Annotated in this window: 10 protein-coding genes and 1 tRNA gene; 3 read left to right on the top strand and 8 right to left on the bottom strand. The window is 61.9% G+C overall.

Annotated elements, in window-relative coordinates:
• Positions 1-122 precede the first annotated feature (122 nt).
• Entirely contained in the window at positions 123-1,403 is a 1,281-nt protein-coding gene (locus tag M5B44_RS14885) for an OprD family porin (RefSeq protein ID WP_248739661.1), read from the top strand.
• A gap of 44 nt (positions 1,404-1,447) precedes the next feature.
• Here the strand turns inward: M5B44_RS14885 and M5B44_RS14880 are convergent, their stop codons facing one another.
• The 8 genes from M5B44_RS14880 to fdnG all read right to left on the bottom strand — a co-directional run bounded on the left by M5B44_RS14880 (position 1,448) and on the right by fdnG (position 11,400).
• Entirely contained in the window at positions 1,448-2,092 is a 645-nt protein-coding gene (locus M5B44_RS14880; RefSeq protein ID WP_248739660.1) for a hypothetical protein, read from the bottom strand.
• Positions 2,093-2,344: 252 nt separating this feature from the next.
• Positions 2,345-2,440, bottom strand: a tRNA-Sec gene (locus M5B44_RS14875).
• A gap of 6 nt (positions 2,441-2,446) precedes the next feature.
• Positions 2,447-4,366, bottom strand: coding sequence for a selenocysteine-specific translation elongation factor (selB, locus tag M5B44_RS14870; protein WP_248739835.1), 1,920 nt, complete (start codon positions 4,364-4,366; stop codon positions 2,447-2,449).
• Positions 4,363-5,769: an L-seryl-tRNA(Sec) selenium transferase gene (gene selA / locus M5B44_RS14865; RefSeq protein WP_248739659.1), complete on the bottom strand. Its 1,407-nt coding sequence runs from the start codon at positions 5,767-5,769 to the stop codon at positions 4,363-4,365. Before selA ends, selB begins: the two co-directional genes overlap by 4 nt.
• A 48-nt stretch (positions 5,770-5,817) precedes the next feature.
• Positions 5,818-6,744 (bottom strand): formate dehydrogenase accessory protein FdhE, encoded by a 927-nt coding sequence (gene fdhE / locus M5B44_RS14860; protein ID WP_248739658.1) that lies wholly within the window; start codon positions 6,742-6,744, stop codon positions 5,818-5,820.
• 3 nt (positions 6,745-6,747) lie between these two features.
• Entirely contained in the window at positions 6,748-7,401 is a 654-nt protein-coding gene (locus M5B44_RS14855) for a formate dehydrogenase subunit gamma (RefSeq protein WP_114882931.1), read from the bottom strand.
• On the bottom strand, positions 7,398-8,333 hold the full coding sequence (fdxH, locus tag M5B44_RS14850; protein ID WP_248739657.1) for a formate dehydrogenase subunit beta: 936 nt from the start codon (positions 8,331-8,333) through the stop codon (positions 7,398-7,400). The genes M5B44_RS14855 and fdxH overlap by 4 nt, the downstream gene beginning before the upstream one ends.
• A gap of 1 nt (position 8,334) precedes the next feature.
• The gene (gene fdnG, locus M5B44_RS14845) at positions 8,335-11,400 is read right to left on the bottom strand and encodes a formate dehydrogenase-N subunit alpha (protein ID WP_248739656.1); all 3,066 of its coding nucleotides are present in this window, start codon (positions 11,398-11,400) and stop codon (positions 8,335-8,337) included.
• A 219-nt stretch (positions 11,401-11,619) separates the two neighbouring features.
• Between fdnG and M5B44_RS14840 the strand changes: the two genes are divergently transcribed.
• Positions 11,620-12,774 (top strand): MalY/PatB family protein, encoded by a 1,155-nt coding sequence (locus M5B44_RS14840; protein WP_248739655.1) that lies wholly within the window; start codon positions 11,620-11,622, stop codon positions 12,772-12,774.
• Between the two features lie 142 nt (positions 12,775-12,916).
• Positions 12,917-14,260, top strand: a complete 1,344-nt coding sequence (locus M5B44_RS14835) for a cation:proton antiporter (protein WP_248739654.1) — start codon at positions 12,917-12,919, stop codon at positions 14,258-14,260.

Genomic DNA, 14,260 nt, shown 5'->3' with positions numbered 1-14,260 from the left:
TTAGCGTGTTGGCGAGCGAACGCCAATCAACGCATATCTACAAGTGAGCACACGCGCTCAATCACTCAATGCGCACTTATCTGATCATCGACCCACATTTCATCGTCTCGGGTCACGGAAACATGAAGCCGTCAATTTTGCCCTTGGTGCTTTGCGCACTGACAGAGAGTGCGTTCGCCATTGGTTTTTTCGAGGACGGCAAAAGCGAAGTGCTCAGCCGCAATTTCTTCCTGAGCAACGACTATCGCTCGCCCTCGCCCAGCGGCAAGAACTACAAACAGGAATGGGCTCAGGGGTTTATCGGCACTTTCGCATCTGGTTTCACCGAAGGAACTGTCGGTTTTGGCCTCGACGCCCACGCCTTTTATGGTCTGAAACTCGACGGCGGCCGGGGGCATTCGGGCACCGGTCTGTTGCCGGTGGACAGTGGCGGTCGCAGCGAAAGCGAGTATTCCAGCGCTGGCGGCGCCCTGAAACTGAAGGCCTCGCGCACCACCCTCGCCTTCGGCGAAATGACCGTCGAGACCCCGGTATTCGACACCTCGGACAAACGCCTGCAACCGGAATACGCCACCGGGTTTCTGCTCAACAGCCATGAAATCGACAACGTCAATCTGGTGGCCGGGCATTTCACCGCGTTCAAGAATCAGGACAGCTCATCCGGCCAAGGCGACTTCCAGGGTTATGGCGCCAATACCAAGGCCGGCGGAATCACCTTCATCGGCGTCGATCTGTTCACCGAAAGCCCGGTCGGCGGCGCGCTGTACGCTTCAGACCTCAGCGAAACCTGGCATCAGTACTACGCCAACCTGCATTTCAAACAGTCCGGCGTGCTGCTCGACGCCAACGTCTACCACACCCGCGACACCGGGCAGGCACTGGCCGGGGAAATCGACAACACCGCGTTCAGCCTCTCGGGCAAATACGCCTTCGGCCCGCACGCGGTGATGCTCGGCTGGCAACGCATCAACGGTGACACACCGTTCGATTTCGTCGGTGGCGACTCGATCTATCTGGCCAACTCGATCAAATACGCCGACTTCAACGGCGCCCACGAACGTTCATGGCAAGCACGCTACGACCTCGATCTCGGCGCGTTCGGCATTCCCGGCCTCAACTTCATGACTCGCTACGTCTCCGGCAGCCACATCGACGGCACCCACGCGCCCAAGGGCGGCGCCTACAACCCGTTCGACCCGGACAGCGGCCAGTTCCAGCCACAGCAAGGGGACGGCGGCAAACACTGGGAGCGCGATATCGATCTGCGCTACATCGTCCAGTCCGGGGCGGCCAAGGATCTTTCGGTGCAGCTGTCCCACGTCTCGCACCGGGCCAACAGTGCCCAGGCGGGGGATGACATTGACCGGATCTATGTGGTGATTCAGTACCCGTTAGTTTTTTGAGCGCAGAACACAAACGTATAACTTTCTGAGCCTTGCGCTTCCCGTCACTGGACCTTTTGCTCTTTCGCCATTCCTGCAAGCTGCTCGCTAATGGAACGGAAGAGGGTTTCGACGGCAGCGACGAATAGCTTCAGCGATTCGATGTCCACCTGAAACAAGGAAGGAGGTCGCGGATTTTCCTGCTCACGGCAAAGCCTTGAAACTTTTGCGAGGTTTTTTTGGGTGTACCGACCTCCGTTATGGCTGATTGCATTGCGTAAAGTCCGAAAATTCTCCACGGCTCTGAGTTGCTTACGTTGTGATGAAAAGTCAAACCCATGTTCCAGGATCAAATAGCGAAACATTCTGGAGAGCTCGGAGTGGCTCTTTTGGGATCCATTTTTGCTATTACGTTTCTTCAGCGCATCGCTTAACCTTTTTTTGAATTTCGGATAATCAACATCAACAATATCTGGAGAGGATAAGAACTCGATGAGCAGTCCCAGATTAGCCTCGATCATGCTGTAGACAGCCATCACGGTTGAGTTCAGAAAGATATGGCGGTGCATCGATTCACGCGCTGTCAATATCCCCAGAATAAGTCCGTCTTCGTCCTGGTCGTCACTTCCGTATGTTTTCTTGATGCGATGTCTGGCTTTGGACAGACGCTCATCCAGAGTCTCGAACACTTCATCGACATACGATTTCATGTGTTTGATTTCGTTTTTGAAAATAATTCCTGCGCTGATGTTAAGCAGTTGTAGCGCAACGCCCCTGTCCAATACGGTCTCCAATAGTCAATTGCCAGTTATTAGATACGAGCCCTTTCAGCAACCCGCCACTCGCAACTCGACGCTAATTTCCCAACCTAAGCCAACGGCGTGTTCTTTGAGACAGTTCTTTCCAGGACCGGTTGGGGATTCTACGGGAGCGGCCTGTTGATGGCACTCCCAGTCAAGAATTGGCGGAAGGCAGCCGGAGTCGAACCTGCCCGGGAACGGATGCCGTCCCCAACCGGGTTTGAAGCCCGGCCGCGCCACCGGGCGCGATTGCCTTCCTTGAACTCATTCGGCGCCGGGGTTGGCCAGCGCGTTGTCGAAGCGGATCTGCCGACCCTCGCCGAGACGCCGGGTCAGGCCGAGGCGGTCGAAGTATTCGAGGATCTGGATACAGCGTTTGCGTCCCAAGCCTAGCGCATCGCGGAACGCCGTGACTTGAATCGGCGGATTTTCTTCACCCAGACGCAGCAACACGGCTGCCATCTGCCGCAAGGTGATGTCGGTAAAGAACAAGTCCCGCACCACCTGATGCACCACGCCCAGCCGCGCCAGTTTGCGCAGCAACAGCCGGACAGTGGCGTCCTCCTGGCTCACGGCTTTGGCCACGTCGCGCACCCACGGCGGGTCGAAACCGGCCTGTTCGAACAGCGGCTGCAGTGCCTGCCAGAGGGATTCATCGTCGGCATTCAGGCGCACCTGATGGTCCGGCAAATGCAGCCACGGGCCGCTTGCGGTGAGCGAACCGGCGCTGCGCAGTTCTTCCAACAGACTGACGAAGGTCGAATGCTCGATGTTCAGGCCGCTGAAGCGCCGCAGACGATCACGGTCCGGGCCCATCTGGTCGGGCTCCAGTTCATGGAAGCGCGCCAGTTGCTCCAGCAAGGTGAACTTGAGAATGCCCCAGCGCTGGGCATTGAACAGGACCTGGCCCTGACGGGTTTCGATCAGGCGAACGTTGTCCGGCAGCGACCAGCCTTCACGCGGGCGGTTGAACTGACGCTCCAGACGCTGCGAATCAATGCCGCTTTCGCTGTACTCCAGCAACGTTGGCAGCGCTTGCTCGAGGCTGGAGCTGATCGCCAGCGCCCGCAATTGCGCCAGACGCCCGGGGCTGCGCCGTTGCCGGGCCGGGGCGAACGGGTCGAGCAACTGGCCGCCGCCGAGCGTGCGCTGGGCGCTGGGGTCGCGCAGGATCAACCGATCGCCCTTCACGCCGTGTACCGGGACATGGGTCAGCAGTTGCGCGAGCATGCGCTCGCCCGGAAGCAGCCGGGGTCCTTCGAGCAATGCCACGCGGGCGATCACGTCTTGCGTGCCGAGGTGCAGATGCACGGGCTGAAAGTGTTCGAAGGTGCGCGTCTCATCAGGCAGCAGCTGAAATTCGATGTCCAGGCGTTGAGTCGGCGCGAACAGTGCTTCGGCGAGCAGCCATTGGCCGCGATGGATGTGCCCAAGTTCCAGGCGATCAGCGCTGATGTTCAGGGCTACACGCTGGCCGGCAAACGCCAGCTCTGCGGGTTGATTCTGCGCGTGCAGCTCCCTCACCCGCACCGTTTTGCCCGACGGCCCGAGGATCAGCCTGTCGCCCACCGCAACCACTCCCGACAACGCCGTGCCCGTCACCACAATCCCGGCACCGGCGACACTGAACGCCCGGTCGATGGCCAGACGAAAACCACCCTCGCGCCCCCGCTTCAACACTTCACTCTGTGCCTGCAGCAACGCTTGCCGCAGGGCCTCGACGCCTTCACCTGTCACGCTTGAAACCGCGAGCATCGGCGCATCTGCAAACGGACCGTGCGCCAGCAGATGTTCGATTTGCCGGCGAACCTCTACCAACCTGCCCGCCTCGACCCGATCAGCCTTGGTGATCGCCACCAGCGCCCGGGGAATGCCCAGCAACTCGACAATCGCCAAGTGCTCGCGGGTCTGCGGCATCACCCCGTCATCCGCCGCGACCACCAGCAACACCAGATCGATGCCCTGGGAGCCGGCCAACATGTTGTGGGTGAATTTCTCGTGGCCCGGCACGTCGATGAACCCGGTCAGCCCCCCTCCGGCCGCCAGTTCGGCATAGAGATAACCGAGGTCAATGGTCATGCCCCGCTCGCGCTCCTGCGGGCGGCGGTCGCCGGATTGCCCGGTCAGGGCCTGAAGCAGCGAGGTCTTGCCGTGGTCGATGTGCCCGGCGGTGCCGACGATCATGTCTGCAACGGCCCGAGTTGCGCGAGCCACGCCGGTTCGTCATCGAGTTGCCGCAGATCCAGCCACAGCGCGTCATCGTCGAGACGTCCGAGCACCGGGATCGGCAATTCGCGCAATGCGCTTTGCAGATTCAGCAGCGAGCGTCCGCGCAGGCGTTTCGACACTTGCGGGCGGGCACACAGTGCCGCGCTTGGCAGCCGCGCCACCGGTTGGCTGCCGCTGCCGATCATGCCCAGTGTCGCCACGGCAGTGACAGTCCAGCCTTCACCGAGAACATTGGCCAACAAGGGTTGCAGACGTTGGGCCTGGGCCAGAATTTCGTCTTGCGGGCGGGTCAGCAGGCGCAAGGTCGGTAACCGCTCGGCCAGACGATCAGGATCGCGATAGAGCCCAAGCACCGCTTCCAGCGCTGCCAGCGTCATCTTGTCGACCCGCAAGGCGCGTTTCAGCGGGTTTTTCTTGATCTTCGCGACCAGATCCTTGCGCCCGACGATCACGCCGGCTTGCGGCCCGCCGAGCAGTTTGTCGCCGCTGAAGGTGACGATGTCCGCGCCATCGAGCAAGGCCTGACGCACCGTCGGCTCCGCCGGCAGGCCCCAGCGGGTCAGGTCCAGCAGACTGCCGCTGCCAAGGTCTTCGAGTAGCGGCAGGCCATGACGATGGGCCAGTTCCGCCAGTTCGGCGGTCGGCACCCGGGCGGTAAAACCCTCGATGCTGTAGTTGCTCGCATGCACCCGCATGATCAAGCCGCTGCGCGGGCTGATCGCCGCTTCGTAATCCCGGGCATGAGTGCGATTGGTGGTGCCGACCTCGTGCAGACGCACGCCGGCCCGGGCCATGATGTCGGGGATGCGGAACGCGCCGCCGATTTCGATCAGTTCGCCGCGCGAGATGATGCCTTCCTTGCGTGCGCCGAGGCTGTTGAGGGTCAGCAGCACCGCGGCGGCATTGTTGTTGACCACGGTGACGGCTTCGGCGCCGGTCAGTTCGCGGATCAGGCCTTCGATCAGGTCATCACGGTCGCCGCGCTTGCCGCTGGCCAGGTCGAATTCGAGGTTCAAGGGATAACGCGCCGCCAATTGCACGGCGTCGATGGCTTCTTCCGGCAACAGCGCACGGCCCAGGTTGGTGTGCAGCACCGTGCCGGTCAGGTTGAACACCCGCCGTACCTGACTGCGCTGCTGCAACGCCAGACGTTCGGCAATTCTGCCGGCCAGGGCTTCAGGGCTGATCTCGACGGCGGAGAGCTGCCCCGCCACGACCGAATCGCGCAAGTCGTCGAGCAACTGACGCAACATCGCCAGCAGCGCCTCGCGCCCGTGTCGTTCGGCCACGGGCTGGAAGGCGTTGTGACGCAATAGACTGTCGATGGAAGGCAAACGCTGGGCAACACTGGCAGGCATCAGACGCTCCGGATAAAAAGCCGTTGCGCCAGAGTGTAGACGCTCTGCTTATTCGTCTCCGGGTGCCAGCAACAGATTCGGTGCCAGCCGCTGATAGCCGTCCTGGGCCAGGCGCATGTCCAGCAGCAGACTGCTCAAGTCTGCCGACAAGGCTTCGGCCTCGGCATCGTTTTCCAGATACAGCAATTTCAGGTAGCTGTTACAACTCGGGCAGACCTCCGCCCGCAACGGCGCCTGATTTGCAGCGTGACGATCATCCTCAAGGCTCAGGTATTCAAGGCCCTTGCTCTGCTCGCAATACACACACTTGACCCGCACCACATGCCATTCGCAGGCGCACAGCGAACAGACCAGATAACGCAAGCCGTTGTGTTTGCCGCGATGGCGGATCACCCCGGCCATGGCCGGCGAACCACAGGCCGGGCACTGGCCGAGACTATTGCCGGGCGCCAGTTGCAGATTTGGTGCGCTAAGCAACCAGTGGCTCCAGGCCGTTTGCAGCGCTGCGCCAAGAAACGGCACCAGCGCCGCCGACACCAGCGAATACTGGCCGCTGACCAACGCCACCGCCCAGGCCCGCAACTGGCCGGAACCGGCAACCCGCAACGACGTGACCGCATCGGCGACGGCGGGTTGTTCCGGTGCACCGTAGCGCTGCAGCAAGGCATCGAGATACGCCTGCCAGCCATCCTCGCGAATCAATGTGTCGGCGGCGAACGGCGGCATGCCGTGTTGCCGGCAGACTTCAAGACGTTGCTCATCAATCGGGGCGTTTGAAGGCGGATCGTCGAGCACTTGCTGTTGCACGCGGCACAGTCCGGCGATCAGACGCAGGTAGTCGGCCAGCGGATGACCGATCGCCAGGTGTTCCAGACGTTCGGCGCGCAGCGTGAACAGGTTGTGCGGCGGCAAGTGCAGAAACGGCGGCGCACTGGCCGCCGCTTCGATTTCCCCGGGTTCAAGAATGGTTGGCAAGTGTCAGCCCTTTTTGGTGACCGGTCGCTCCGGCGGATCCTGGGATTCCACTTCGCGATACCAGAGTGCGTGATGTTTTTTCGCCCAGGCGCGGCTGACCCAACCGTGCAGCATCGCGTCCACCGAGCCCTTGATCCAGATCCCGGCATAGATGTGCACGATGATGCTGAGGATCAGCACAAACCCGGCCAGTGCATGCAGCAACATCGCCCAGCGAATCGTGGTGATGCCGAAGTAATGACTGAAATACGCGCGCCAGATCACCAGCCCCGTGAACAACAGCCCGAGCATGCACAGCAGTAAAGTCCAGAACAGCATCTTCTGCCCGGCGTTGTACTTGCCCACCGGCGGCACGGTCTCTTCGTCGTTGACCAGCACCCGGTCGATGCGCCGCAGCCACTTCCAGTCGTTGTCGATAAAGAAATTCGAACGCCAGAAACGGAACACCAGGCCGAGAAAGAACACGAACATCAGCACACCCATGAACGGGTGCAGAATCCGCGTCCACGGCCCGCCGCCGAACAGGTTGGTCAGCCAGAACATCGACGGATGAAACAGCGCCAGTCCCGAAAGCCCGGCCATGAAGAACAGAATCGCCACCAGCCAGTGGTTGGTGCGCTGGTTGGCGGTGTAGCGCAGGATCGTCTTGTTGCTCATGGCCGGTCCTCCCTGCGTGGATCGAAGGTGTGCACCGCCGGGTCGACCACTTGGACCGAGGTGTCGGGCGGTTCCGGATGGTCATCCTCTTCGGTGCGGTTCGGGCCGATCCGCACATAGTGGAAGAACCCGGCCAGCACCGCCGCGCCCATGGCCAGCAGGCCCAGGGGTTTGCTGATGCCTTTCCACAGGCCCACCAGCGGACTGATCGCAGGATTCTCCGGCAGGCCGGCGTAGATCTTAGGCGTGTCGGCATGATGCAACACGTACATGACGTGGGTGCCGCCGACGCCTTCGGGATCGTAGAGACCGGCGTTGTCGAAGCCGCGACTCTTCAAGTCGACGATGCGTTCGGCGGCGTGGGTTTTCATGTCCTCTTTGCTGCCGAAGACAATCGCCCCGGTCGGGCAGGTTTTCACACAGGCCGGCTCCAGACCTACCGCCACGCGATCCGAACACAAGGTGCATTTGTAGGCCTTGTGGTCTTTCTGCGAGATGCGCGGAATGTTGAACGGGCAGCCGGTGATGCAATAACCACAACCGATGCAGTGGTCCTGATCGAAGTCGACGATGCCGTTGGCGTGCTTGATGATCGCCCCCGGGCTCGGGCACGCCGCCAAACAACCGGGCTCGGCGCAGTGCATGCAACCGTCCTTGCGGATCAGCCATTCGAGGTTGCCGGCGTCGGTTTCGTGCTCGGTGAAGCGCATCAGCGTCCACGACTCTGCACTCAGATCCTGCGGGTTGTCGTAGGTGCCATGGTTGTGGCCGACCTCGTCGCGCAGCTCGTTCCATTCCGAGCACGCGACCTGGCAGGCCTTGCAGCCGATGCATTTGGTGGTGTCGATCAGCTTGGCGACTTCCTCCTGATTACGCACCGAGGGTGCCGGCGTGGTGGTGGCCGAGCGGGCAATGATGTCTTGGCTGGCCATATCAGAGCTTCTCCACGTTGACCAGGAATGACTTGGATTCCGGGGTCTGTGTATTGCCATCGCCGAGGAACGGCACCAGGGTGTTGGTCAGGTAACCGTGACGCGTCAGGCCGGTGAAGCCCCAGTGCAGCGGGATGCCGATCTGATGCACGACCTGGCCGTTGACCTGCAACGGCCGGATCCTTTTGGTCACCACCGCCACCGCTTCGATGAACCCGCGTTTACAGCTGACCCGTACCCGGTCGCCGGCAGCGATGCCCTTCTCTTTCGCGAGCACTTCGCCGATTTCCACGAACTGCTCCGGTTGGGCAATCGCGTTCAACCGGCAATGTTTGCTCCAGAAGTGGAAATGCTCGGTCAGCCGGTAACTGGTGGCGGCGTACGGGTAGTCCTTGGCCACGCCGAGGCTGTCCCACACCGAATCGAAGATCCTGGCCGCCGGGTTGCTGGTGGCTTTCTTGTTTTCGGGGTGCAGCGGGTTGATGCCGATCGGCGTTTCAAACGGCTCGTAGTGCTCGGGGAACGGCCCTTCGTTCATCTTGTCGACGGCGAAGAACCGCGCCACGCCTTCGGGGTTCATGATGAACGGGTTCATCCCGGCTTCCGGCGGCACGTCGGCCTTGTAGTCCGGCACGTCGGTGCCGCCCCAGGCCTTGCCGTTCCACCACACCAGGCGTTTTTTCGGGTCCCAGGGTTTGCCCTGCATGTCCGCCGAAGCGCGGTTGTAGAGAATCCGCCGGTTGGCCGGCCAGGCCCACGCCCAGCCCTGATGCTGATGCATGCCGTAAGGGTCGGCATTGTCGCGCCGTGCCATCTGGTTGCCGGCCTCGGTCCAGCTGCCGCAGAAAATCCAGCAACCAGAGGCGGTGCTGCCGTCATCCTTGAGCTGGGCGAAGGCGGCCAGTTGCGAATTGCCCTTGATCGCTGCGCCCGTGGCGTCGGTGAAATCGGTGGTGGCGTAGCCGTTGACTTCCTTGGCGATTTCTTCCGGCGACGGCTCTTCCGGAACCTTGTACGGCCAGGAGAGTTTGAGGATCGGATCGGGATAGGCCCCGCCCTCGGTCTGATAACGCTGACGCAGGCGCATGAACAGCTCGGTCATGATCCGCACGTCGGTGCGGGACTCGCCGGGGCCGTCGGCGCCTTTCCAGTGCCATTGCAGCCAGCGACTGCTGTTGACCAGCGAGCCGTCCTCTTCGGCAAAGCAGGTGGTGGGCAGGCGAATGACTTCGGTCTGGATGTCGGCGCTTTTCACATCGTTGTAAGGCCCGACGTTTTCCCAGAATTGCGAGGTTTCGGTGGCGAGCGGATCCATCACCACCAGCCATTTCAGTTTGGCGAGAGCAGCCATCACCCGGTTCTTGTCCGGCAGCGCGGCAATCGGGTTGAAGCCCTGGCACATGTAGCCGTTGACCTTGCCTTGCCCCATCAGGTCGAACACCTTGAGGATGTCGTAGTTGGGGATATCGAGTTTCGGCAGGTAGTCGTAGGCCCACTGGTTTTCGGCGGTCGCGTTGGCGCCGTACCAGGCTTTCATCAGGCTGACATGGAACTTGCTGTAGTTCTGCCAGTAGGACAGTTGGCCCGGCCGCAGCGGCAATTGCGTGCGTTTCTTGATGTAGCCGTTGTAGTCCTGCTCGGCATCCATCGGCAGGGTCAGGTAGCCCGGCAACGAGTTCGACAGCAGCCCGAGGTCGGTCAGGCCCTGAATGTTCGAGTGCCCGCGCAAGGCGTTGACCCCGCCGCCGGGCATGCCGACGTTGCCCAGCAACAGTTGCACCATCGCTGCGCTGCGGATGATTTGCGAGCCGATCGAGTGCTGGGTCCAGCCCAATGCGTAAAGGATGGTCATGGTCTTGCCCGGCGTCGAGCAAGTGGCGATTTCCTCCCAGATTTTCTTCATCGCATCGACCGGCATGCCGCAGATCTGGCTCGCCAGGTCGATGTTGTAGCGGCTGTAATGCTGCTTCATCAGCTGATAGACGCAGCGCGGGTCCTGCAGGGTCGGGTCGACCTTGGCAAAGCCGTCCTCGCCCAGTTCGTAACCCCAGCTGGATTTGTCGGTATAGGTGCGTTTGGCCGCGTCATAACCGGTGAACAGTCCGTCCTCGAAGCCGAACCCGGCTTTGACGATGAACGACACGTCAGTGTAGTTGCGCACGTATTCGTGCTGGATCTTGTCCTCGGTCAGCAGATAATTGATGAGCCCGCCCATGAACGCGATGTCGCTGCCGGTACGAATCGGCGCGTAGTAATCGGCCACGGAGGCGGTCCGGGTAAATCTCGGGTCGACCACAATCAGCCGCGCGGCGTTGTGCGCCTTGGCTTCGGTCACCCATTTGAAGCCGCACGGGTGCGCTTCAGCGGAGTTGCCGCCCATCACCAGGATCAGATTCGCGTTGGCGATATCGGTCCAGGTGTTGGTCATGGCTCCACGGCCGTACGTCGGGGCAAGACTTGCCACCGTCGGGCCGTGTCAGACACGCGCCTGGTTATCGAACCCCAGCATGCCGAGACTGCGCACCACCTTATGGGTGATGTAACCCGCTTCGTTGGACGCCGCCGACGCTGCGAGGAACCCGGTGGTCAGCCAGCGGTTTACCGTCTGCCCCTGAGCGTTCTTCTCGACGAAATTGGCGTCGCGGTCGGCCTTCATCAGGTCGGCGACGCGGTCGAGGGCTTCGTCCCAGGTGATCCGGGTCCATTCGCTGCTGCCGGGCTTGCGCACCTGCGGGTACTGCAGGCGGCCCGGGCTGTGAATGAAGTCCAGCAGGCCGGCGCCTTTCGGGCACAGAGTGCCGCGGTTGACCGGGTGGTCGGCGTCGCCCTCGATATGGATGATGTTTTGCGCAACGTTCTTCGCGGCATCGCCCTGGCTGTACATGATCAAACCGCAACCGACCGAGCAATACGGGCAGGTGTTGCGGGTTTCATGGGTGTGGGCAAGCTTGAAGTGGCGCACCTGCTCGGCGAAGGCCAGCGTCGGGGCCATGCCCAACGCGCCCAGGCTAGAGCCTGCAAGGCCGATACCGGCGACCTTGAAGAACTGACGACGGCTGAGATCCATCGTGCACTCCTGATCAGGTGGAACCCGGTACTTGAGCCGGGTTTTTTCTGGACAATCACGGTGGCGGCAAGCGAGTGCCGACTTTTTCACTGTAGACAACGGCGCCGTGGTCTGTGTGAAAACCGACCGTCGGCCATTCGTCGGTCACAAGTTCGCGCCCGCAGGGGATGGAGGTTTATCATCGCCGGCACGACCCATCTCCGCCCTCAGAGACCGCGCATGACTTTCGATTTTGATCAGGTATTCGACCGCCACGACACCGGCAGCACCAAGTGGAGCCGCTATGCGGCCGATGTGTTGCCGATGTGGGTCGCTGACATGGATTTCGCGGCACCGCCGGTGGTCATCGAGGCGCTGCAACAGCGTCTGCTGCACCCCTTGGTCGGCTACAGCGTCGCCCAGGACAATTTGCGCGAGGCCATCGTCGCCGACCTCTGGAACAAGTTCGCCTGGCGGGTCAAACCGCAGGAGCTGATCTTTCTGCCGGGTGTCGAGTCGGGTTTCAACATGGCGCTCAAGGCGCTGGTTCAGCCACAGCAGAATGTCGTGGTGCAAACCCCGAACTACCCGCCGCTGCGCCATGCACCGGGACATTGGAGCCTGAACAAGGTCGAGCTGGAGTTCAACGCCCAAGCCGACGGCACCTACGCCACGCCGCTGGATGCCTTGCGTGAATCCCTCACCGGTGGCGGCGCCCTGCTGCTGAGCAACCCGCACAACCCGATCGGCAAGGTCTTCGACCGTGAAGAACTGCAAGCGGTGGCCGACATCTGCATGGCGCAGGACGCCTGGATCATCTCCGACGAAATCCACGCCGAACTGTGCTACGACGGTCGCGTGCACATTCCGACCGCGTCCCTGAGCCCGGCAATCGCCCAACGCACCATCACCCTGATGTCGGCGAGCAAGGCCTACAACATTGCCGGCCTCAAGACCTCGTTCATGATCATCCAGGACAGCGCCCTGCGTGAGCGCGTCAACCACGCCCGCTGCGGCATGGTCGACAGCGTCAATCCGCTGGGCATGGAAGCCACCCGCGTGGCGTACAGCGAAGCCGGGCCGTGGCTGAAGGAACTCAAGCACTACCTGCAAGCCAACCGCGATTTTCTGGTCGAAGCGGTTCGCAGCCGCCTGCCGGGTGTGACGATCAACGTGCCGCAGGGCACTTATCTGGCGTGGCTCGATTGCTCGGCCCTGGGCCTGGACAATCCGCAGCAGTTCTTCCTCGAACAGGCCCGCGTCGGACTCAGCCCGGGCATCGATTTCGGTGACAACAGCCAACAATTCGTACGCCTGAACTTCGGTTGCCCGCGTTCGTTGCTGGAAGAAGGCATTGCGCGGATGGAGCGTGCGCTGGTCAAGCGCCAGGCCTGAGTCATCGCGTCAATCACGGCGGGCGTCCCTGCAAGTCAGCGCCCGCCGCCTCTTCCCCGAGAAAAACTGAACCGTCGCCGCGAGCACCTCTCCATACTTCATGGCCCTGTCGGGTCGCGATGGTCAGGGCGGGCCGCGAACCATGACATTCATTATCTGGGTAACGGTGCTGGGCGCCGTCCTGCTGATGCTGGCGTTGACCTCGTCGTACCTGCGCTGGATGCCGGTCACGACGTCGGCCGTGTGCCTCCTGCTCGGCATCGGTATCGGCCCGAGCGGGCTCGATCTGCTGAAACTGCCGCTGGAACATGCCGCCTCGTGGATGGAGCACCTGACTGAAGTCGCGGTGCTGTTTTCGCTGTTCGTCTGCGGTTTGAAGTTGCGGCTGCCGTTGCGCGACAAGCGCTGGCGGATAGCGTTCGGCCTGGCAGGCCCGGTGATGGTGCTGACGATCATCGGCGCCAGCCTGCTGCTGCATTACGGTCTGAAACTGTCGTGGGGGCCATCGTTGCTTATCGCAGCGATTCTGGCCCCCACCGATCCGGTGCTGGCGGCGCTGGTGCAGGTCAACGATGCGCGGGATGTCGACAGTGTGCGCTTTGGACTGTCCGGCGAGGCCGGCCTGAACGACGGCGTGGCCTTCCCCTTCGTGATCCTCGGGCTGTTGCTGCTGCAAGGTGAGGGTTTGGCCGCCGAATGGAGCCACTGGGTATTGCGCGATCTGCTCTGGGCGGTCCCTGTCGGTTTGCTCACGGGTTACTGGATGGGCCGAGGTCTGGGGCGGGCCACGCTCGCATTACAGACGCGCAATGAAGACAGCACCGTCAGCCCGAACGACTATCTGGCACTGGCCTTGATCGCCCTCGCTTTTGTGGTGGCCGAGTCCGTGGGCGGCTATGGCTTTCTGTCGGTGTTCGCCGCCGGACTGGGCCTGCGGCAGGAGGAAGTGAAGTCCACCGGCGCCCATCAGCCGCCGGCCGAGCATCTGGTGCAACCGGTGGTCGGCCACCAGAACGTCGAACCGCAACACGCCGTGCATGGCGACACAGAAGGCCTGGAAGGCAGTCAGGTGGCCGCCGGGATCATGATGGGCGACATGCTCGCTTTCGGTGGTCTGGTGGAACGGGCCATGGAAGTGTTTCTGGTGACCCTGCTCGGCGTGGTGCTGGTCACCCACTGGGACTGGCGGGCGCTATGGGTCGGTGCAGTGCTGTTCTGTGTCATCCGCCCAGCCTGTGTGGCGTTGATGCCATGGGGATCATTGCTGGTGTGGCGTCAGCGAATGTTGATCGGCTGGTTCGGCATTCGCGGCATCGGCAGCCTGTTCTATCTGTTCTATGCCCTGAATCACGGCCTGGGCGAGACACTGGCCGCGCAGTGTACCGATCTCACCCTTTCAGTCGTGGCCCTGAGCATTTTGCTGCACGGCATCAGCACCCAGCCGCTCCTAGCCCGTTACGAACAGCGTAAACAAGCTGATGCCTGA

Origin of the sequence: Pseudomonas sp. MWU12-2029 (assembly GCF_023242425.1) — a bacterium.
Lineage (GTDB): Bacteria > Pseudomonadota > Gammaproteobacteria > Pseudomonadales > Pseudomonadaceae > Aquipseudomonas > Aquipseudomonas kribbensis.
This window is presented reverse-complemented; position numbering and strand designations above follow the sequence as displayed.

Excerpts from the sequence above, each read along its gene's own strand:
- M5B44_RS14885 (WP_248739661.1), top strand. The coding sequence starts at position 123 with ATGAAGCCGTCAATTTTGCCCTTGGTGCTTTGCGCACTGACAGAGAGT.
- M5B44_RS14880 (WP_248739660.1), bottom strand. The coding sequence starts at position 2,092 with ATGAAATCGTATGTCGATGAAGTGTTCGAGACTCTGGATGAGCGTCTG.
- M5B44_RS14835 (WP_248739654.1), top strand. The coding sequence starts at position 12,917 with ATGACATTCATTATCTGGGTAACGGTGCTGGGCGCCGTCCTGCTGATG.
- M5B44_RS14855 (WP_114882931.1), bottom strand. The coding sequence starts at position 7,401 with ATGAGCAACAAGACGATCCTGCGCTACACCGCCAACCAGCGCACCAAC.
- selB (WP_248739835.1), bottom strand. The coding sequence starts at position 4,366 with ATGATCGTCGGCACCGCCGGGCACATCGACCACGGCAAGACCTCGCTG.
- fdxH (WP_248739657.1), bottom strand. The coding sequence starts at position 8,333 with ATGGCCAGCCAAGACATCATTGCCCGCTCGGCCACCACCACGCCGGCA.
- selA (WP_248739659.1), bottom strand. The coding sequence starts at position 5,769 with ATGCCTGCCAGTGTTGCCCAGCGTTTGCCTTCCATCGACAGTCTATTG.
- M5B44_RS14840 (WP_248739655.1), top strand. The coding sequence starts at position 11,620 with ATGACTTTCGATTTTGATCAGGTATTCGACCGCCACGACACCGGCAGC.